This is a genomic window from Legionella shakespearei DSM 23087 (assembly GCF_000373765.1).
GTDB classification, from domain to species: Bacteria; Pseudomonadota; Gammaproteobacteria; order Legionellales; family Legionellaceae; genus Legionella; species Legionella shakespearei.
The window spans coordinates 23,659-43,666 of record NZ_KB892437.1 but is presented as its reverse complement, the minus strand read 5'-3'; the positions used below and the strand labels follow the sequence as shown (position 1 = coordinate 43,666).

Below are 20,008 nucleotides of genomic sequence, written 5' to 3'. Positions count from 1 at the left end.
ATAGCGCTGTCTCGAACTGAGGAATCCCCACGAAATTTCCCCTTGAGCCTGTATTGTGACTCGCTAATCAAGAGTACAAAAGAGCATCATGCTAAGAAAACCGAGCCGCGACCGTAAGGAAGCGGAACAGTTCGATGCACTCCATTGTGGATTACTCATTAGGTGTAAATCCAAAATTTCCGCTTCCTAACGGTCGCGGCTCGGTTTTCTTTAGGTTATGAGAGAGCATAAGGAAACAGAAGAGGTAGTGCTGATAAATAAATCATTTTCGTGGGAATACTTCAGGTCTCAAAACCTTAGCACCATGCCAAGGCTTCGAGACAGCGCTATCGCGCTTCCTCAGCCCGAACGGCATCGAAGTAACGGCTGGGTAAATCAAGATTCTTATCCATAACTCACGCTAAGATAAAGTACTGGCCATTATTGCTGCGGTAAATTTGCTACGTAAATAAAATCCTCGTGGCAGGGTTTGTATTTTATTGCCTTCATGGTCGTATGCATAACAGAGTGATTTGCCGTTAGCGGCTTTAGGCCGTACCTGTAAATAGTCACCGGCTGTCGAATCCAGTGTTTCGAGTTGGCCTGTGCTGATTTGCAGGGTTAAATAATTCCAGTCTGTGGCTAACACCTCTTCCTGTAAGGCATCCGGAGACCATAAAAAACCGCAGCCTACTCTTCTTTGTTCAAAAGGAAGGTCTGTGTCACCCTCAACAGGAATCCAAAGCATTCGCTTAAGCTTTGCAAAGCATTGAGAGGATTTCCAATTTTGCTGGTGAATCGTTAGTAATGGTATAGAGGTAATAAACGTTGATTCGGCGGGCTTGCCTGATTTTGCCAGAGGAAGTGTTTTAAGTTCGATTCCTAACTGCTGAAAATCGGGGGCTGATTTATTGCATGCGTCAGTTCCCAAAGCCAGTTCCAGAGCGAGCCCTACCCACCCCTTGCGCTGAGTTGCGTTGCGCGGAATTTCAAGCCCCAGCCTGACAGCCAGTTGCGAAAAGCTTAAGCCTTGTATTGCATAACAACGACTGATTAATTCATCTTCAGTCTTGGGAGGGAGCACTTTTTGAATAGAAATCTCCATGTCCATCCTTAAACTCAACTTTAATCGGTTCGATTGGTGGTTTTATTCCCGCTGCTTTAAACTGCGCTGTGATAGCAAACAGAACTTTTGAGCGAATTTCAACGCGATTATGAGACTGCACATTAATAAAGTATCTGGCTTCAAATTCAATCAGAGCTGCATCAATTTTTTTCAGGAATACCTGCGCCGGAGGATCTGCAACAATTTCAGGAATAATCGCCAATACATCCAGGATTAACTGCTGAATCATGACCGGATCATCCGCCCTGCTCACTTTAATCGGAATCACCGTTCTTACAATTCCGTCCTGATGCGTCCAGTTAGTAAATGGCTTATTAAAAGTTTCTGCATTGGGTATCAGCACCTGAGTATTATCCCAGGAGGAAACGCGCATGGAGCGAATACCAATATGTGCTACCTGCCCTTCGTATTCACCAATAGTGATTAAGTCCCCTTCTCTTACGGGGCGCTCAATCAACAGCATAATTCCACCGACAATATTACTGGCAAAATCTCTTAAGCCAAATCCCATACCAACAGCAAGTCCGCCAAGAATCATTGACATGCCGCTAAAATCAAGCCCCAGAACATGTAGGGTAATAAAAGTTCCCAATAATATTACTGAATATTGGGCAAACACGGACAAGCTGTTACGAATTCCAACGTCCTTAGTGTTTCGAAATAACCAGCGATAACAGAATTCACGAGTCCATTTTGAAGCCCAGACGAAAATAGCGAGCAGAATGAAGAATTCAATCACACTGGCAACAGTAATGTGAATGCCGGTAAAATTAACAATACTGTATTGAGCAATTTTTTCTATGCCTACGATGACCATTGAATCGGAGTGCCAGCCAAACAGTTGGAATAACACTAAAATACTCAGCAAAAACAGAACAATGCGAAGAATTCCATCAACAGGCTTTAAAAACACTTCAATCCAAAGCCAGCCATTTTTCAATGAAGAAATCATCCACTCAGAGAACAGTTCCAAAGCATCGAAGACCAGACCTCGGGCGAGGATGTATCCGACCAGAACAATCAGAATATAGGCCTGATAACGACTCATGGTCCATGCCAAATTGACAAAGCCTATAAGTCCAATTACTGCCGTAGTGAATAAAGTAATGGGGACAAGGACAACCAAAACTGAAATGGCATTTTTATAGTAACGCTTCTTGCCTTTCAAAACGGGTCTCAAAAGATAGGGAATAACGTCTTTACTCTTCCAGGCGACCAGTGACAAGGCTAGTATAAAGAGCATAAACAAGCGATTGAATATATCTTGCAGCAAAATGGACAATGGCAATATATGACTAAATACCATTAATGCTGTTGTCCATCCCCCAAACAGAAAGAGCCATTTCAAACGATAATATAATTTGACGTCTTTCCCGGAAGAGTCGGAAATCCTCTCCAGTAATACCAGACGGGCAATCAAAACCAGTACTCTGAACGTGATCCAGACTACAATTAAATTAAATAATAACTGATAATTAGCATAGGAAATATTGGTTATATAAAGTACAACCCATAACATGGCCAACAAACATAAATAGGGAATATTTCTTTGTACAATGGTCATTGCGCCATCGTAGAGATAACCGGTTAATCGTGAGCGTTCTTTATCACTGCTTAAGGTCTTTAGAAATCGGTTCAACAGGTAAAAAAGCGTGGCAATCATGCCAAGAAGAACCCACAGGATGGCCGCTGGCAAGGCATCTAGCCAGGTATAACTATCGTAAACCTTCAGGGTCAGAGTTTTGACATACTTATAAAATAAATTAGGTATATTAATTATTTTCTGAATGATAATAGGCCAGCTATTGATCTTGTATTCAGCCAGACTTTGACGTGAGGAAATGAGACGTTTCAGTTGGTTTTGATAGTCATCCAGGTTTTTAGCCAAAACAGTTTTTTGCGTTTTTATTTCAGCAATGTGCTCTTTGACCTTCAGCTCCAAAGTACTAATCGATTTTTTCAATGCTGGTGTGGATAAAATATTCGCTTCATTGCTGAGAACAACCAACATCTGGTTCAGTGATTTTTCAATCCCGTTATATTGGTTCATTGTGTCTTTGTACGTATCAGTGGCCAATTGCAGGTTTTTGGCATCAGCCAATTTTAAAAGCATCATATTGGCTTTTATTGTTCTTTTTTGCAGTGCCAGCGAGTTGAGATGATGATGAATGAGTGCAATATGCTCATTATTAACGAACAGTTGCGCTTCGCGTTCAATCTGTGACTGCCCTTTGTCATCTTGTGCTTTAGGTACATTTCCGCTAGTGATATTGTTTTGGTACAGTTTGCCGAGTTCGAGATTTAACTGATCCTTTTGCTGTTTGATTTGGACCAGCTTTTGTTCCAGGTCAAAATTTGCCTTCCATAATTGCAAATCTTTTATTTCATCATTGAGGATCAATTGTAATTGTTTTGCCAGCTCAAGATTTTCATTAATAAGTTCTATTGTTTTCTTGTTAACCGTTAATAAGGTTTCAACCTTTGCAACACGTTCTTGTATGCTTAATTCGCCACTGGCCAAGGGGAGTTGTTGTAAATGCTTTAACCTCAGATTCAGATTGACTTGCTGTTTGTTCTGATTATCGAGAAAACCTTCCAGTGTCTCAATTTTGGCACTGATCATGGACAGCATGGTTGAAATTTGCTGCATTCTTAATTTGTATTGCTCTTCATCCTTTGGCGAGCTGTGAAGTTTGCCATCGTTAATAGTTATAGTTAAATTTGTTTTTTCCTGTGCTAAATACTCTACCAGAGTAGCTGTGTTTTCTTTGACAGTTTCTTTTACAGGCGCAGCGTTAAGCTGTTGGCTAAAGCAAAAAGCCAACAGGAGAAAAATTAAGCCAAAACCCCACCCTGTTATTTTGCGTGTGGGGTTGGCTCTTACATTATTTTTGCGGACTAGTGGGTGCAAGTCGTATTCCCAATTCATTTAATTGCGCATTGCCCGTTGGTGATGGTGCGCTGGTTAAGAGACAGGACGCAGTCTGGGTTTTGGGGAAGGCAATTACGTCTCTTATTGACGTTGAATCAGTAAGTAACATAGCCAAACGGTCTATACCCAACGCGATTCCACCGTGAGGTGGCGCGCCATATTGTAATGCATCCAATAAAAAGCCAAACTTTTCCTGGGCTTCCTCTTCCTTAATTCCAAGCAAATCGAAGACAGTTTGTTGTAATTCTGGCTGATGTATTCGTATGGAACCGCCACCAATCTCATAACCGTTAATCACTATATCATAAGCCTTGGCCAGTGATTGTGTGGGTTCTGCGCGCAGCGTTTCAGGCGAAAGATTCTGCGGTGAAGTGAATGGATGGTGCATGGATTGCAGCCTGTTATGCTGGTGATCCATTTCAAACATGGGCCAGTCAACCACCCATAATAATTTCCAGTCAGCAGTTAGCAGCTTTCTGTCATGACCTAATTTAATTCTTAATGCGCCCATAGACTCATTAACAATGTGAGTCTTGTCTGCACCAAAGAATACAACGTCCCCAGTCTTTGCTTCAACTCGTTTTAAAATTGCCTGAACCGATTCTTCAGAAAGGAATTTTAATATAGGTGATTGCAGGCCGGTACTTCCTGCGGCCAAATCATTGACTTTGATGTAAGCCAGGCCTTTAGCTCCGTAAATTCCAACAAATTGGCCATAACCATCTAAATCTTTACGGCTTAAATCACATCCATCAGGTAATTTCAGGGCAACAACACGTCCACCGGCATCATTCGCAGCAGAAGAAAACACGTTAAAGTCACAGTCTTTTACTAAATCAGCTACATCGATTAATTCCAATGGGTTACGCAAATCCGGTTTATCGCTACCAAAGCGTGACATGGCTTCGGCATAAGACATGCGCGGCAGCTTTCCTGGTAAATCAATATTAAGGATTTGCTTGAAGACAACCTGCAGTAATCCCTCAATGAGTTTTAAGATGTCTTCTTCATCGATAAATGCCATCTCGATATCAAGCTGGGTGAATTCGGGTTGTCGGTCAGCACGCAAATCTTCGTCTCTGAAACAACGTACTATCTGATAGTATTTATCGAAACCAGATACCATGAGCATCTGCTTAAACAATTGCGGTGATTGAGGCAAAGCATAAAACTGTCCGGGATGAACTCTTGATGGAACCAGGTAATCACGCGCGCCCTCAGGGGTAGCCTTGGTTAACATGGGCGTTTCTATATCAAGAAAATCCTGATCATTCAGATAGTTACGAATACAGCGATTCAGATTATGCCTTAAAGTCATTTTATTTTGCATTGCTGTTCGGCGCAAATCGATATAGCGGTATTTGTAGCGCAAATCTTCATTCACCATTTGGTGATCGTCTGGTAAAAATGGTGGTGTGGGTGACTGATTCAATATTTCCAGTTGAGTACCAATCACTTCGACTTTTCCGGTAGCCATTTTATCGTTAACCATGCCTTCTGGACGGTTGCGTACAATTCCTGTCACACGAACAACAAACTCTGATCTTAACTTTTCAGCTACAGCAAAAGTTTCTTTATTCTCAGGCTCGTAAACCACCTGGAGCAATCCAGAGCGATCGCGCACATCCAAAAACACTACGCCGCCATGGTCGCGTCTATGATGAACCCATCCACATACGGTGACTTCCTTGTTTAAACTTGATTCGTTCACTGCTGAACAGTAGTGTGTGCGCATAAAATCACCTATTTTTATTATGTTGTGGCTAATGTAACCGCGCTGGTTGGTTGCATTACACCCAGAGAAATTATAAATTTTAAAGCTTCATCAATACTCATATTCAATTCTGTCACTTCCCTCTTGGGAAGCATCATCAGAAAACCTGATGTCGGGTTTGGCGTTGTCGGTATAAACAGAGAAACCATTTCCTCATTGGACTTGGTATTAATTTCTGTATTCGTTGCCCCCGTTTGAAAGGCTATCGTCCACATGCCTTTTCTTGGATACTCTATCAGTAGTACTTTGCGAAAGGCTTCACTATTAGTAGACAATACGGCATTCATCACCTGTTTTACTGCATTGTAAATAGAGCGAACCAGTGGAATACGTGACAGTATGGATTCACCCCAGCTTACCAATCTTTGGCCAAAAAAGTTAGTTGCGAATATGCCCGTTGCTAATAGTAATAATAAGGATAAAACAACACCCAGGCCTGGTATATGAATACCCAGCAACTGCTCTGGTTGATACGCTTTGGGAACAAGTGCCAGGGTATTGTCCAAAAGATCAATAATAAAGCGCAGAACACCTATGGTTACCAGTATTGGCAACCAGACAACGAGTCCAGCCAGTAAATAGCTTCTTAACGATTTGGATTTCAATCAGAATCACCTTTGGTTGATTTGGTCGAGTCCGTAGTTGTTGTTGAAGTGCTGTCTGCAGAGGATGTATCAGTCTTAGCCGGTTTTGTATTTGCTGATTTCTCAGAGCTGCCCTTATCTTTAAAATCAGTAGCATACCATCCAGTACCTTTTAGCTGAAAACCTGCGGCAGAAACGAGTTTGATCACGGTATCTTCAAAGCATTTAGGGCACTGTTTTGCCGGTGCATCAGTGATTTTTTGCATCAAGTCAAAATGATGATGACAACTTGTGCATTGGTATTCATAAATTGGCATCGAACGCTGCTCCGTAAACTTCAATAAAAGGAATTAATCTAACATTGCATTATAACGAATTGGCACGAAATGAACAATGTTTTCAGAATATTTAACGGCCGTAGCCTTGATGCAGCGACAGCGAAATCAAGGCTACAGTTTTTTTATATTAAAAAAATCGCTGATTCCTCAGATCTATGTCGTCCTGAGCGCGTCTTTTGGCGCGAAGGATCTCCTTCCAGCGGCATGGTGCCAGTATGTGGAGATCCTTCGCGCCAAAAGACGCGCTCAGGACGACGTGGATCTGGGAATTACTGCCATTAAGTTAAGCACTACTCCGCCGTCCCGCGGCTTGTCCGCGGGATCCAGGAATGTCACTCTGAGCTCAGAACTCTGGATCCCGCGGACAAGCCGCGGGACGGCGGAAATCCTTAGTGGATCTGGGAATGGCCACTAAAAATCTACGCATCAGCTAACCAAAATGGATCTTTGTTGATAACTCGCCTGCAAAAGGGATTGTCGCTAATAATGGGATTTTTAACTTATTTTTTAAAGTTTCAAGATTTTCTGCTAATGCCAGCATGTCTGGATCAATGCAATTTGCAATCCATCCCACACAAGGTATGTTATGTGCAGCAAGGGCTGATTCTGTAAGTAAGGCATGATTGAGACATCCCAATTTCATTCCAACCACTAAAATCACAGGAATGTCGCTGTATTTTAAAAAATCCATCCACGTTTCCTCTTCATTTAAGGGAACACACAAGCCCCCTGCTCCTTCTATGAATAAAGTATCAGCATTGTCCACTTGCACATTAAGGCAATAATCCGCAATTTCGTTTGCAGACAACCGCTTGTTTTCATGAAAGGCCGCAATATGAGGAGATACCGGCATAGAAAATCGCCAGGGATTGATTTGTCCCATACTCATAGCGCTGTATTGAATTAAATGTTGCGCATCGGAGTTAATCAATTCCCCATTAACGACAGAGCATCCGCTGGCCACGGGTTTAATGGCGGCTGCTCGGGAGAAATGCTGGAGCAATTTCCGGGTTACGTACGTTTTACCACAATCTGTATCGGTTCCCGTAATAAAAAAGCGTTTCATTGTATGAATCCCTTAATCTCGCTAATAAAATCTTCTGTATGAGACAAAAAAGGCATATGAGCAGATTTATTAAAAAGAATATATTTAAAATCAGGATAAAGCAGCTGCATGGTTGCCATCGTTTTTGCTGGAGTAATGGGATCCAGTCTTCCGAACATGTAACATGTCGGCAAGCTGAGCTTCTTGAGCGACTCACGAAAGTCCCAGTGATCTAAAATATGCAAACCGGAAGCCAGTCCTTCTTGTGATGGCTTCTTGCCTAAAGAAAAGTGAGCTTTGGTTTTCTTCAATTGCAAGGCAATAAACTCATTCAAAGTGGTATCCAGATTGGTAGATAAATTGTTATAAAAATTGATAAATACTTCTTTAGAAACACCAGGCCATGCATCATCCATTATAAAGCGCGGTGATGAGTTTATATTAATTAAACAAGACAGTCGCTCCGTTGCTTCTATAGCCAGGCGGGTAGCATAAAGACCGCCCATGGACCAACCAGCTAAGGCAAATTGTTCTGGTAAGTGAGATAACAGCATCCCTTTAAACGACTCCCAATCCATCATTGGCGTGTGACCAAAACCTGGTAAATCTACTAAATATACCTCACAGCAGTGTTCAAGATGCGGTATTAAAGGCCGCCAGATCTCACTGTCAAATCCCCAGCCATGAAATAAAACCAAAGGTTTGCCTTTACCGTGTTGCGTAAGATGTACTTTGTTCATAAATTTTATCTAACTTATTGAATAATTGATGGATTTGCTCAGGCTGATGACCTGAGTTCAATATGATGCGTAATCCTGTATTTTTAGGAGCCACAGTAGGAGAGCGTATGGGGGAACAACCAAAGCCTTCTGCCTCCAATTGTTGGGCATAATATTGAGCCAAATGAGGACAACCCAATTGCAGCTGTTGAATTGCTGTATGAGATTGAGCCCACTGTAATGGTGATTTTTTTATCTGACCTTTAAATAAATCAATTAACTCAATCAATCTTACTCTTCTATGATCAGACTCTGCGACTACCTCCAGTGTTTTTAGCAGACCATAACTTAGAGCAGGACTAATGGCAGTGGAATATATAAGTGAGCGCCCTGCTTGTAATAAACCATTTATCCAGCTCCTTCGCCCTGCAACTATAGCCCCTTGCGCCGCAAATACCTTACCAAGCGGGATTATTCTTAGTGGCACTTCTGCTTGAGTCAAGCCATGATGTGCAACAGAACCGCGTCCCTGATCACCCAAAACGCCAAAAGAATGAGCTTCATCAACGATTAAAGCACTGCCTTGCTTTTGGCACAACGGAGAAATATCAGATAAAGGAGCAATCTGGCCACTCATACTGAAAATGCCTTCAGTAATAACTGATGTAATATTTTCTGTTAATTTTTTATTTAACTCATTGATATTATTATGAATATAACGAGTGTATTTTACTTGTGATGAAGAAAGACCATCATAAATGGATGCGTGGATGCCTTTATCAATAAGACATTCAGACTGTATCCGTCCCAGCAAAGCAGTTACAGCAAGATTAGCCGCATAGCCAGATGAAAATAACAGGCAATCATCCACTGCTAAAAACTGCGAAAAGGCCTGTTCAACTGCCCGGTGGTTTTCATGATAACCACTAAGCAGCATAGACGCCCCGCTGCCGCTTGGATACAGGGCATAACCGCGCTGATACGCCTGCCCAATACGTTCATCTGAGGCCAAAGACAAATAATCATTGCTGTCAAAAGAAACCCGCTGTGTAGTAACGGTGTTCCTGATTTGCCTGGTGCGTAGTAATCCTTGACGCTCTAAATCTGCAGTAAATTCTCTGATTTTGCCTTCAAGAATCATTAAACCATCTCGGTTAAACCAAGCTTGTTAAACAAGACTTTATCTTTCTCGCGCTGCGGATTTTCTTCTGTAAGTAACTTATCACCGATAAAAACAGAATTGGCACCGGCGTAATAACAAAGTGCCTGCAGCTCATCACTCATCTCTGTTCTGCCGGCGGTCAGACGGACAGCACTTTGTGGCATGAGTATTCTTGCTGTCGCTATGGTACGTACCAGTTCTATCCCCTCAACAGGTTCGGCTTTGGCCAATCGTGTCCCTTCAACCGGGATAAGTCTGTTGATTGGAACACTTTCTGGTGGTGTTTCCATATTGGCAAGGGTCAGCAAAAATTCAATCCGGTCTTCGCGTGTTTCACCCAAGCCCAGAATGCCACCGCAACAGACGTTAATTCCTGCCGCTCGTACATTGTTTAAAGTATCCAGGCGCTCACTGAATTTGCGTGTGGTTACTACCTTTTCATAATAAGACGGTGAGGTGTCTATATTGTGGTTGTAATAGTCCAACCCGGCGTCTTTTAAACAGGTGGCCTGCTCTTGATTTAACATACCTAACGTCATGCAGGTTTCCATACCCATAGCTTTTACACCTGCAATCATTTCCTGTAATTCAGGCATGACCTTATCAGGAGGGCAGCGCCATGCAGCTCCCATACAAAAGCGTTTGGCGCCACCATCTTTGGCTTCCTGAGCACTTTTAAGCACTTCAGCAACAGACATCAGTTTTTCCTTTTCCACATGAGTCTTTACGTGGCCGCTTTGGGAGCAATAGCCGCAATCTTCTGGACATGCACCCGTTTTGATACTGAGCAAAGTCGCGAACTGCAATGAGTTGGAATCATGGAATTCTTTATGAACAGTGTGGGCCTGATGCAATAAATCATTAAATGGTTGTTCGTATATCTTTGAAATTTCAGAAGTTGTCCAGTTTTTTTTCTTTTCTGCCACGACTATTCCTCTTTAATTTATATTGGAGAACATGATAAAGTCACGCCCATGCTTGTCAACCAGAATTTACAATAATGGTCAACGTGGATCAACTCATTTCAAAAGACTTAAAACATATTTGGCACCCCTGTTCGCAAATGAAGGATTTTGAAGCCTCTCCTCCTCTTGTTATAGAGCGCGCTCAAGGTAGCTATTTATATACTGATAAAGGACCACTTATTGATGCTATTTCCAGTTGGTGGTGCAAATCTCTTGGTCATGGCCATCCTGAGGTGCTTGCAGCGATAAAGCACCAGGCGGATCGCTTTGAGCATGTCATTGGTGCCAACACTACGCATACCGCTTTGGCAGAGCTGGGGGAACAGCTTGCAGAAATCACGGGAAAGCAACATGCCTTTTTTGCCAGCGATGGTGCAACTGCTGTTGAAATCGCTATGAAACTGGCAATACATGCCAACCAAATTATGGGACGACAGGAAAAAAATCAGTTTATAGCCTTAAAAAATGGTTATCACGGCGAAACTTTAGGCACCATGAGTGTCAGTGACTTGGGGATTTACAAAAAACCTTATGAATCTTTTGGCGTGACCTGTCATTTTATTGAGAATATTCCTTATTTGTCCGGAGTAAGGGATCCTCTTTGGGATAATTGCGAACTCTATTGGCCTGCTGTTGAACTTTATTTGAATAAATTAAAAGAAAAAACCTGCGCCATTATTCTTGAACCTGTTATACAAGGCGCAGGCGGCATGTTGTGTTACAGTGCCGATTTCTTAAAAAGAATCGCCTTGTGGGCCAGAGCAAATGAGGTGTATTTGATAGCAGATGAAATCATGACGGGCATAGGACGAACCGGGGAATGGCTGGCCTGCGATCATGCCGGAATACGGGCAGATATGGTTTGTTTGTCCAAAGGCTTAACCTCTGGTGCACTTCCCTTAAGCTGTGTGATGATTGACAACTCAATATTTGCATTATTTTATGATGATTATAGAAAGGGAAATTCCTTTTTGCATTCAAATACATACAGTTGTAATCCACTCGCTGTCAGTGCCGCTTTGGCAACCATAAAAACGATGCAAAAGGAACACATTATTGCGCAGTCCAGGACTTTAGGTGAAGGGATGCTCGATGCCATGAATACTATTGCAGCTTCTTGTGACAAATTAATTAATGTTCGCGGTATTGGTGCAGTAGTTGCAGCGGATCTTGTGAGTGTTCAGGAACCCCATAGAATAGGTAATGCCGTATATCAACATGCTTTGAAGCATGGGGCACTGATAAGGCCTATAGGCAATACTCTTTACTGGCTTCCACCATTAAACAGCAGCAAAGAAATAATTGGGAAATTAGCTGAAATAACACTAAACTCTATAGAAGATGCCTATAGAACAATTCAGGGACATGAGTAAAATATTGCCAAAAATTTCGCTGTTACTCTACAAACATTTCAAATTGTTTTGGCTTGTTTTAACGGTCATTGCGCTGATTTTGGCTTTATGGATTAACTGGAATCTCAGTCTTAGCCGCTCGTATAAAGATATTTCAGGTGTTGCCACGGATCTCAGTAACAATGTTGATGGCTTTATTGAAGACTTGTTTCAAGAAGTCTATACCCTGCCGATATATGGAAAAAATTTTACCGATTGTAAAAACGGAATCTATCCCTATCTGGAACACATCACCTTAAATAACCCCAATATCGCAGGATTAACGATTAGCGACAATGATCATAAATTATTGTGTTCGACCTTGCCTCATAATGAGGCAGTGATTTCAACCACCGTTCATGCACGAACTATTCTGGGCCCATTTAAATTGTCCTTATTTGAACAACCGGTATACTTAGTCCAGCAAAAGATGGGGCATTACTACATTGGTATTTTTGTTGTTGCCTCTGTGCTGCAAAATATATTAAAAACCGAGTATGACAGCTCTAATTCGGTAGCACTTCATAATCAGTTTGAAAAGAAAAATATAATAAGAATCGAATACAATGAGCACAATGATGCCTGGATTTTAAGTCACAGGCCTGATGATCACTCCCCTGTTAATTCACAATTTATGTTTGCCCTTGATAAATTACAAAGTATTGAAGGGGTTTTGGTTGTGGTTTTTGAAAATCATAAGACCATTATGTCAAATCTGTTCTACAGTGAGTTATATGCTGCCCTCCTGACCTTACTGATATCCTATTTTTTGTATACCCTGCTAAAGAACACAATGACCAGGCATTATTCATTGCTGGGTTCTATGAAACAGGCATTGAAAAATGGCGAGTTTTTTCCTGAATACCAGCCTGTTTATGATTGTAAAAGAAAAGGCTTTAGCGGCGTAGAGGTTTTATTGAGATGGAAAGATAATAACGAACAAATCATCATGCCTGATCTCTTTATACCGGAAGCGGAACAATCTGGTTTAATTGTGCCTATGACACTGCAAATTGTTGAAACTACCTTTGCAGAAACCCAAAGCATTTTACATCAGGATCCGCAGTTTCATCTGGCGATTAATCTTTCTGCTCTGCACTTTACTGATCCTTCTTTTTTCCCTCAATTTGAGCAATTTCTTGAGAAATATTCTGTAAAGCCAGAACAAATTATTTTTGAAGTTACTGAACGGGATTTATTAGACAAGAATGATTCTATCTTTTCCGGGACTATGAAAGAGTTAAGAGCAAAGGGGTATTCCCTTGCGGTAGATGATTATGGAACGGGACACGCCAGCATCAGTTATTTACAGCATTTTCCTTTTAACTATTTAAAAATTGATAAATTGTTTGTCCAGTCTATTGGTACCAACGCGATAACGGAATCACTGAACGATGCCATTATTCAAATGGCAAAAGGCATACAGCTAAAAATTATAGCTGAAGGTGTAGAAACAAAAGAGCAAGCGAATTACCTCTCAGAAAATGGGGTACAATTTCTTCAGGGTTGGTATTTCTCTAAATCCTTAACGATTAAAAAATTAAAACAGTTGTTAGAGGGAGAAAAGGAATGAAGCATTATTTGAACTGTTTTATCTGGTTATCCACTATTGTGTCAGGCATTGCCTTTAGTGCTCCCTTGACTGGAAACAATTCCTATTGGCAATGTACCACTGAAGATAAGGCCAACAAACAATGGACTGCCAAGAGTGAGTATCAGAAAATGGCACTTAATTTGTCTTATGATTCCTGTAAAAAGCAAAGCCAGTATCCCGAAAGTTGTAAAGCCAGCAATAGTAATTGTGAAGGGTTTTATCTTGGGATGAGTACTAAACCTTTATGGCGATGTACTGCCCTCGACAGGACTGCTATCCCCTGGCAAAGCAATTTTTACTCTCAACGTGATGATGCCGCTTTAGCTGCACAAGCTTTTTGTAAAAATAACAGCACTGTTCCCGAAACGTGTTATGTTAATATGGTGACCTGCAGAAATCTGAATGAAGGAAACTCGTTATAATGGTTTTTAGTGTAGGATTGACGGGCAATATTGCTAGTGGCAAGAGTACTGTTGCGACAATTTTTGCAGAGCTTGGCATTCATGTCATTAATGCAGATCAAATCTCCCGGGATTTAACTGTCATGGGCAGTCCTGTACTCAGGGAAATAGTAAATCATTTTGGCTCAAGTGTTTTATCAGAAGATGGCACTCTTAACAGAAAATATTTACGTGAACTCATATTTAGTCATAGCGAAGAACGTGCCTGGTTGGAACAGTTGTTACATCCGTTAATCCGAAAGCAATTGGAAGAGCAAATAAAGAACTGTACCAGTGCTTATTGTATTTTGGAAATAGCGCTACTGACCGATAAAACCAATTACCCATATCTTGATAAAATTCTTTTGGTCACAGCGCCAGAAGACGTACAAATTGCCCGAGTGATGCAGAGAGATCATTGTACAAAGGAGCAAGCACTGGCAATCTTGTCTTCGCAACCGGATTTAGCCACACGTTTAAACAGTGCTGATGATACTCTGGTGAACGACAGTGGTTTTGAGGAATTGAAGTATAAAGTAGAGCAACTGCATCAGAACTATTTGGCCGAGGCACGTCTCAAAAATCGTGGAGCATATTAGCGTTGTTACATGATCGAAGTAGCAATTTCCCGTATTACGGCTATCGCCTAATACGGGCTACGGCGCTAATTTGAGCAACAGCCTCCTTCCTCTCCCGGATCCACGTCGTAGATCTGGGAGGGTGGAACATTCCAATAGTACGCTTCTCTAATATCGGCTACAAAAACCATGCAGATCTCTTTTATTTTCAATAGCTTTTGTGTTAGTCTTAGCCCTTGTACCAACCTTTTGCATTATAGTATTTTTGTTTGATGCAGAAATTATCCCATGAATCGATATATTTTGCAGAGTGATTTACAAATACTGACATGCAAGGGGCGGATGATGCTAAGGATGGCCTTATTATATGTATAAAGATAAAATTACTTTTCAACTGGCGACTCACTTTTTGTCGCGCATCGCTTTACGGCTGGAATTTCTATTTAAAACCATCAATCAAGCCTGTAATGAATCTCATGAAGTGATTCATCGCTTCGCTTTAAAAAACATTATAGAAATAATTGATATCATTGAAAAACCGGAGCTTAAAAGTCGTTTTATTAAAGAATTAATCCGCATAGAGCATGTATTAAAAAGGCCATGCGTGCTTAATAATATGGAATTATTCGACCGTCTGGAAACACAAATTCATGTTCTGAACCATGTTCCCGGACGATTTAGTAATGTAATTCTTGAAGATGAATTTTTAAAAACACTAAGGCAAATACATCATCCCAACACCAAGGAATGTGAGTTTAACTCACCGCATCTGGTCTTATGGTTTGATTCAGATGCATTAGTCAGGCAAAAGGCCATTACTCAATGGGTGAGCTTACTCAAAGATCTGGAAGAAACAGTTACCATTTATTTATCCCTATTGCGTGAAACCAGTGAATACATTCCCATAACTGCACATAATGGCTTTTATCAACACAGTGTATCCCCCAAAGCCGTCAATCATTTAATTTTATTAAAAATGGACAAGTCATTAGGTATCACTCCAAAATTACAGTTAGGACATCACAGTTTAACCATACGTTTGTATGAACTGCTCACCTCTCATGAAATAATAGACAAGGCAGTTGAGATGGAAATTGCATTTTGTCAGATATAGAAATAGCTGAGTAGACATATCAATGAAATTAATTACCTTAAATGTCTGGGGCGGACGCGTTAGAAATCCATTATTAAAATTTATTCATACTCACAAAGATATAGATATTTTTTGCCTGCAAGAAGTTTATTACAATGCCCATCGCACCATAACGAATGAAAATCTGGAACTTAGCCTGAATTTCTTTGCCGATCTGCAAAAATTACTACCTAATCATCATGCCATATTCAAACCCGCTGTAGAAAATGTATATGGGGTGGCAATTCTGGTTAAGAACACTATTGATATTCTGGGTGAAGGGGAAATCAATATTCATCAAAAGCAGCATTATCCCGGCATTGGCGTCAATCATGATCGCAATTTGCAGTGGATTGAGTGTCAGTGGAATAATAAAATTTATTCCGTTTTGAATGTCCATGGTTTATGGAATGGACAAGGCAAGAAAGATACACCAGAACGTATCCTGCAATCAGAACGAATTCGCCAATTTATGGATACAATCAATACTCCTAAAGTATTATGTGGCGATTTTAACCTCAGGCCAGATACTGAAAGTATGAAGATTCTGGAGCAAGGTATGAATAACCTTGTAACGTCCCATCAAGTCCGCAGTACGAGAACCAGTTATTATAAAAAGGAAGAGCAATTCGCTGATTACATTCTGACATCACCAGAAATTACAGTGAATGAATTTTCCGTTATGTCCGATGAAGTATCCGATCACTCCCCTCTTTTTCTCGATTTTTGTTAAATCTTGATTGCACCTGGTTTTGTAGCCCGGTCTGCTTGCAGCCGGGATTATACTGGCACGATCTCGGGTTCAGGGTCAGTATAACTGTTCCGCTTCCTGACGGTCGCGGCTCGGTTTTCGTACGTTCGTATTTACTTCATCGTGCACCGAAAACCGAGCCGCGACCGTCAGGAAGCGGAACTTTTGTTATTCAAGAGAGCTGTATGGCGATTCCTGTGCCTATGGCATGGTGCTAAGGCTTCGAGACGAGGCTACCGCCTCTCCTCAGCCCGAACGGCATCGAAGTAACGACTGGATAAAACACTCTTCTTATCCATAACTCACGCAGGGGGTTAATTTAAAATAGGCGTAGCCTTGATGCAGCGATAGCGGAATCAAGGCTACAGTTTTTTATATATTTAATATCAGGCTGGCACTGCTATCAAATCAAAAATCTTATGATTAGCCTCTGGAAAATCATTTACATTCAGATGAGTTTTATCAATCCATTTCATGTCCAGCTGTCCTTCACGGCACGATGGAACGCCAGAGAACTGGCTGACATGAAAAACAATGAGTTGCACCACTTTATCTGAATACTGATGTTCAACAGTACCTAAATAATGGTATTGAATGATATCAATTCCAACTTCTTCTTTAATTTCCCTGACCAAAGCTGATTCAGCAGTTTCGTTTTCTTCAACTTTACCACCAGGAAACTCCCAACATCCACCATGAGGAACATGGAATGGACGTTGGGTTATTAAAATATGCTGCTCGGCATTAGTAATAACTGCAACGGCTACTTTCACGCCAGACTACCGTGGCAGGATTTGAACTTTTTACCAGAACCACAAGGGCAAGGATCATTGCGTCCTGTCTTCTTTTCCTGGCGGCGGAATGTCTGATTGGTTGGTTCCTCTTCACCATCCGGATTTTCATGAGTCAGGCTCATTTTTTTAATCTGCTCTGCACGGCGTTGTTCTTCAACCGCATTTGCATCTTCTTCAGTTTGAATTTCAACTGAAGAAAGTAATTTGATGACATCAAATTTCAAATTATCGAGCATCATGGTGAATAAACTGAATGCTTCTTTTTTGTATTCCTGCTTGGGATCTTTTTGAGCGTAACCACGCAGATGAATTCCCTGGCGCAGTTGATCCATCGATGCCAAATGTTCACGCCATTGATTGTCCAAAGTCTGTAAAATCACCGACTTTTCAAATTGCGCGATTACAGGACGACCGGTTTTTCTAACTTTTTCATCATAATGTTCAATTGCCAGAGCTAAAATTTTCTCTTTGATTTGTTCTGGTTGAATACTGTGATCGGCTTCAATCCATTCAGCGACAGGCGCTTTAATTTTAAACTCATCAGCAAGGGCATCGCTCAAAGCTTTTGGCTCCCACTGGTCTTCCAGACTTTGAGGTGGAATGTAAGTATCCACCAGACCCTCCAGAACTTCATCACGCATCATGTTCACAACTTCTTCAGTATCCGTCATTTCCATGATTGAAGCACGTTGGGTATAGATAACCTGACGTTGATCATTAGCCACATTATCGTAGTCAAGTAATTGCTTACGCACATCAAAATGATGTCCTTCAAGTTTGCGTTGGGCATTTTCAATGGCACGTGTGACCAGGCTGTGTTCAATAGGTTCACCTGGTTTCATTCCCAAACGGCGCATCATAGACGCAACACGCTCAGAGGCAAAGATTCGCATCAAATTATCTTCAAGAGATAAATAAAAGCGGCTGCTTCCAGCATCACCCTGACGTCCGGAACGACCACGTAGCTGATTATCAATACGTCTGGATTCATGACGCTCTGAACCAATAATGCGTAAACCGCCATAAGACAATACTTCGTCATGACGCTTTTGCCACTCAGCTTTTAATGCATTCTTTTCTGCATCTGTAGCGGTTTCAGGCAGTTGCGCCATATCAGCAGAAAGACTACCGCCAAGAACAATATCCGTTCCTCTACCGGCCATGTTGGTCGCAATAGTTACAGCACCTGGTCTGCCAGCTTCAGCAATAATCTGAGCTTCTTTCTCATGGAATTTGGCATTCAGAACCTGATGTTTGATATTGGCTTTTTTAAGCAACTGGCTTAAGAATTCAGATGCTTCAATTGATGCGGTACCGACAAGGACAGGTTGCTTTCTGGTGCTGCACTCACGGATGTCTTCAATAATAGCCTGATATTTATCAGCCTGATTCAGGTAAACCAGATCAGCTTCATCTTTACGCTGCATAGGTTTGTTTGTAGGAATAACGACTACTTCAAGATTGTAAATCTGCTGGAATTCATATGCTTCAGTATCTGCAGTACCAGTCATTCCCGATAACTTGTTATACATACGGAAAAAGTTCTGGAATGTAATGGACGCGAGAGTCTGGTTTTCATTTTGAATGGACACGCCCTCTTTGGCTTCGACCGCCTGATGCAAGCCTTCAGACCAACGGCGTCCTGGCATGGTTCGTCCAGTGTGTTCATCAACAATAACAACCTGATTGTCTTTTACAATGTAATCTATATCGCGATGGAACATGGCATGCGCTTTTAAGGCCGCATTCACATGATGCATTAACATGATGTTGCTTGCATGATAAAGGCTTTCACCTTGATCTAGTAATTTCGCTTTAATCAGTAATTCTTCGATATGCATATGACCAGCTTCAGTCAGGTGAGCCTGCTTCTGCTTTTCATCGATGGTAAAATCACCCTCGCCGCCCTCTTCTTCCTGCTTTTTCAATTGAGGGATAAGTGTATTAATTTTAATATAAAGCTCTGAGCTGTCTTCAGCCGCACCGGAAATAATTAACGGAGTACGTGCCTCATCGATGAGGATCGAATCGACCTCGTCCACAATAGCAAAATTCAATTCTCTTTGAACTTTATCAGCCAGGCTAAACGCCATGTTATCGCGCAAATAATCAAAGCCAAACTCATTATTGGTACCGTAAACGATATCCGCCTTATAGGCTTCCTGCTTTTCGCCATGCGACATGTCAGGATAAATAACGCCTACAGTCAAACCTAAAAATTCAAAGATAGGTTTCATCCATTGGCTGTCACGCTTGGCAAGGTAATCATTCACCGTTACCACATGAACACCGCGGCCACTAATAGCGTTTAAATACGCCGGCAAAGTGGCAACCAGAGTTTTACCTTCCCCTGTGCGCATTTCGGCAATGTTGCCTTCATGAAGAACCATTCCCCCAATCAGCTGAACATCAAAATGGCGAAGACCTAAAGTTCTGACTGAAACTTCCCTTACTGTAGCAAAGGCTTCAGCAAGCAGTTCATCAAGGCTTTCACCCTCAGCGTAACGTGCTTTGAATTGTTGTGTTTTTGCAGCTAATTCAGCGTCAGTTAAAGACTGCATTTGCGCTTCAAATGCATTGACAGCCATTATTGCCTTTTCCATACGCCGTAATGTACGCTCATTTCGGCTTCCAAACATTTTCTTGATCAACGTATTCAGCATGGCTGGGATAATCCTCTGGATGTTCTTAATAACAAACTCAT

At 41.5% G+C, this 20,008-nt stretch carries 17 protein-coding genes; 6 read left to right on the top strand and 11 right to left on the bottom strand.

All coding sequences use genetic code 11. From position 1 onward, the window contains the following. Positions 1-400: 400 nt before the first annotated feature. The 9 genes from mutH to bioB all read right to left on the bottom strand — a co-directional run bounded on the left by mutH (position 401) and on the right by bioB (position 10,585). Positions 401-1,084, bottom strand: a complete 684-nt coding sequence (mutH, locus tag B094_RS0115170) for a DNA mismatch repair endonuclease MutH (protein ID WP_018578675.1) — start codon at positions 1,082-1,084, stop codon at positions 401-403. Next, on the bottom strand, positions 1,044-4,034 hold the full coding sequence (locus B094_RS0115165; RefSeq protein ID WP_018578674.1) for a mechanosensitive ion channel domain-containing protein: 2,991 nt from the start codon (positions 4,032-4,034) through the stop codon (positions 1,044-1,046). The genes mutH and B094_RS0115165 overlap by 41 nt, the downstream gene beginning before the upstream one ends. Next, a complete protein-coding gene (gene aspS, locus B094_RS0115160) occupies positions 3,991-5,772 on the bottom strand; it encodes an aspartate--tRNA ligase (protein WP_018578673.1) in 1,782 nt (593 codons plus the stop codon). Before aspS ends, B094_RS0115165 begins: the two co-directional genes overlap by 44 nt. A gap of 17 nt (positions 5,773-5,789) precedes the next feature. Then, entirely contained in the window at positions 5,790-6,416 is a 627-nt protein-coding gene (locus B094_RS0115155; RefSeq protein ID WP_018578672.1) for a DUF502 domain-containing protein, read from the bottom strand. After that, positions 6,413-6,712, bottom strand: coding sequence for an FmdB family zinc ribbon protein (locus B094_RS0115150; RefSeq protein ID WP_018578671.1), 300 nt, complete (start codon positions 6,710-6,712; stop codon positions 6,413-6,415). Before B094_RS0115150 ends, B094_RS0115155 begins: the two co-directional genes overlap by 4 nt. Positions 6,713-7,163: 451 nt before the next feature. Continuing rightward, positions 7,164-7,799, bottom strand: coding sequence for a dethiobiotin synthase (bioD, locus tag B094_RS0115140; RefSeq protein ID WP_018578669.1), 636 nt, complete (start codon positions 7,797-7,799; stop codon positions 7,164-7,166). Then, positions 7,796-8,518, bottom strand: a complete 723-nt coding sequence (locus tag B094_RS0115135; RefSeq protein WP_018578668.1) for an alpha/beta fold hydrolase — start codon at positions 8,516-8,518, stop codon at positions 7,796-7,798. Before B094_RS0115135 ends, bioD begins: the two co-directional genes overlap by 4 nt. Further along, on the bottom strand, positions 8,487-9,638 hold the full coding sequence (locus tag B094_RS0115130; protein ID WP_018578667.1) for an aminotransferase class I/II-fold pyridoxal phosphate-dependent enzyme: 1,152 nt from the start codon (positions 9,636-9,638) through the stop codon (positions 8,487-8,489). The genes B094_RS0115135 and B094_RS0115130 overlap by 32 nt, the downstream gene beginning before the upstream one ends. Continuing rightward, complete coding sequence (gene bioB / locus B094_RS0115125; protein ID WP_018578666.1) at positions 9,638-10,585, bottom strand: biotin synthase BioB; 948 nt, start codon at positions 10,583-10,585, stop codon at positions 9,638-9,640. Before bioB ends, B094_RS0115130 begins: the two co-directional genes overlap by 1 nt. A gap of 74 nt (positions 10,586-10,659) precedes the next feature. On the opposite strand from bioB, the gene bioA reads away from it, so the two are divergent. The 6 genes from bioA (at position 10,660) to B094_RS0115095 (ending at position 16,492) form a co-directional block, all read left to right on the top strand. After that, positions 10,660-11,997 carry an adenosylmethionine--8-amino-7-oxononanoate transaminase gene (bioA, locus tag B094_RS0115120; RefSeq protein ID WP_018578665.1) on the top strand — a complete coding sequence of 446 codons (1,338 nt, stop codon included), beginning with the start codon at positions 10,660-10,662 and terminating at the stop codon, positions 11,995-11,997. Further along, positions 11,990-13,588, top strand: a complete 1,599-nt coding sequence (locus B094_RS0115115; protein WP_018578664.1) for an EAL domain-containing protein — start codon at positions 11,990-11,992, stop codon at positions 13,586-13,588. Before bioA ends, B094_RS0115115 begins: the two co-directional genes overlap by 8 nt. Continuing rightward, a complete protein-coding gene (locus B094_RS0115110) occupies positions 13,585-14,031 on the top strand; it encodes a hypothetical protein (protein ID WP_018578663.1) in 447 nt (148 codons plus the stop codon). Before B094_RS0115115 ends, B094_RS0115110 begins: the two co-directional genes overlap by 4 nt. Further along, the gene (gene coaE, locus B094_RS0115105) at positions 14,031-14,648 is read left to right on the top strand and encodes a dephospho-CoA kinase (protein WP_018578662.1); all 618 of its coding nucleotides are present in this window, start codon (positions 14,031-14,033) and stop codon (positions 14,646-14,648) included. The genes B094_RS0115110 and coaE overlap by 1 nt, the downstream gene beginning before the upstream one ends. Before the next feature lie 346 nt (positions 14,649-14,994). Beyond that, positions 14,995-15,741: a cell division protein ZapD gene (gene zapD, locus B094_RS0115100; protein WP_018578661.1), complete on the top strand. Its 747-nt coding sequence runs from the start codon at positions 14,995-14,997 to the stop codon at positions 15,739-15,741. A gap of 22 nt (positions 15,742-15,763) precedes the next feature. Further along, positions 15,764-16,492, top strand: a complete 729-nt coding sequence (locus B094_RS0115095; protein ID WP_018578660.1) for an endonuclease/exonuclease/phosphatase family protein — start codon at positions 15,764-15,766, stop codon at positions 16,490-16,492. 404 nt (positions 16,493-16,896) lie between these two features. Here B094_RS0115095 and mutT read toward each other — a convergent pair whose 3' ends face one another. Beyond that, positions 16,897-17,283 (bottom strand): 8-oxo-dGTP diphosphatase MutT, encoded by a 387-nt coding sequence (gene mutT / locus B094_RS0115090; protein WP_018578659.1) that lies wholly within the window; start codon positions 17,281-17,283, stop codon positions 16,897-16,899. Continuing rightward, positions 17,280-19,967 (bottom strand): preprotein translocase subunit SecA, encoded by a 2,688-nt coding sequence (secA, locus tag B094_RS0115085; protein ID WP_018578658.1) that lies wholly within the window; start codon positions 19,965-19,967, stop codon positions 17,280-17,282. Before secA ends, mutT begins: the two co-directional genes overlap by 4 nt. Between the last annotated feature and the right edge of the window lie 41 nt (positions 19,968-20,008).

What these genes read in the sequence shown, in the direction of transcription:
- mutH (WP_018578675.1), bottom strand. Translation starts at nt 1,084, where the DNA reads ATGGAGATTTCTATTCAAAAAGTGCTCCCTCCCAAGACTGAAGATGAA.
- B094_RS0115165 (WP_018578674.1), bottom strand. Translation starts at nt 4,034, where the DNA reads ATGAATTGGGAATACGACTTGCACCCACTAGTCCGCAAAAATAATGTA.
- aspS (WP_018578673.1), bottom strand. Translation starts at nt 5,772, where the DNA reads ATGCGCACACACTACTGTTCAGCAGTGAACGAATCAAGTTTAAACAAG.
- B094_RS0115150 (WP_018578671.1), bottom strand. Translation starts at nt 6,712, where the DNA reads ATGCCAATTTATGAATACCAATGCACAAGTTGTCATCATCATTTTGAC.
- bioD (WP_018578669.1), bottom strand. Translation starts at nt 7,799, where the DNA reads ATGAAACGCTTTTTTATTACGGGAACCGATACAGATTGTGGTAAAACG.
- B094_RS0115135 (WP_018578668.1), bottom strand. Translation starts at nt 8,518, where the DNA reads ATGAACAAAGTACATCTTACGCAACACGGTAAAGGCAAACCTTTGGTT.
- B094_RS0115130 (WP_018578667.1), bottom strand. Translation starts at nt 9,638, where the DNA reads ATGATTCTTGAAGGCAAAATCAGAGAATTTACTGCAGATTTAGAGCGT.
- bioA (WP_018578665.1), top strand. Translation starts at nt 10,660, where the DNA reads ATGGTCAACGTGGATCAACTCATTTCAAAAGACTTAAAACATATTTGG.
- B094_RS0115115 (WP_018578664.1), top strand. Translation starts at nt 11,990, where the DNA reads ATGAGTAAAATATTGCCAAAAATTTCGCTGTTACTCTACAAACATTTC.
- B094_RS0115110 (WP_018578663.1), top strand. Translation starts at nt 13,585, where the DNA reads ATGAAGCATTATTTGAACTGTTTTATCTGGTTATCCACTATTGTGTCA.
- coaE (WP_018578662.1), top strand. Translation starts at nt 14,031, where the DNA reads ATGGTTTTTAGTGTAGGATTGACGGGCAATATTGCTAGTGGCAAGAGT.
- zapD (WP_018578661.1), top strand. Translation starts at nt 14,995, where the DNA reads ATGTATAAAGATAAAATTACTTTTCAACTGGCGACTCACTTTTTGTCG.
- B094_RS0115095 (WP_018578660.1), top strand. Translation starts at nt 15,764, where the DNA reads ATGAAATTAATTACCTTAAATGTCTGGGGCGGACGCGTTAGAAATCCA.
- secA (WP_018578658.1), bottom strand. Translation starts at nt 19,967, where the DNA reads ATGCTGAATACGTTGATCAAGAAAATGTTTGGAAGCCGAAATGAGCGT.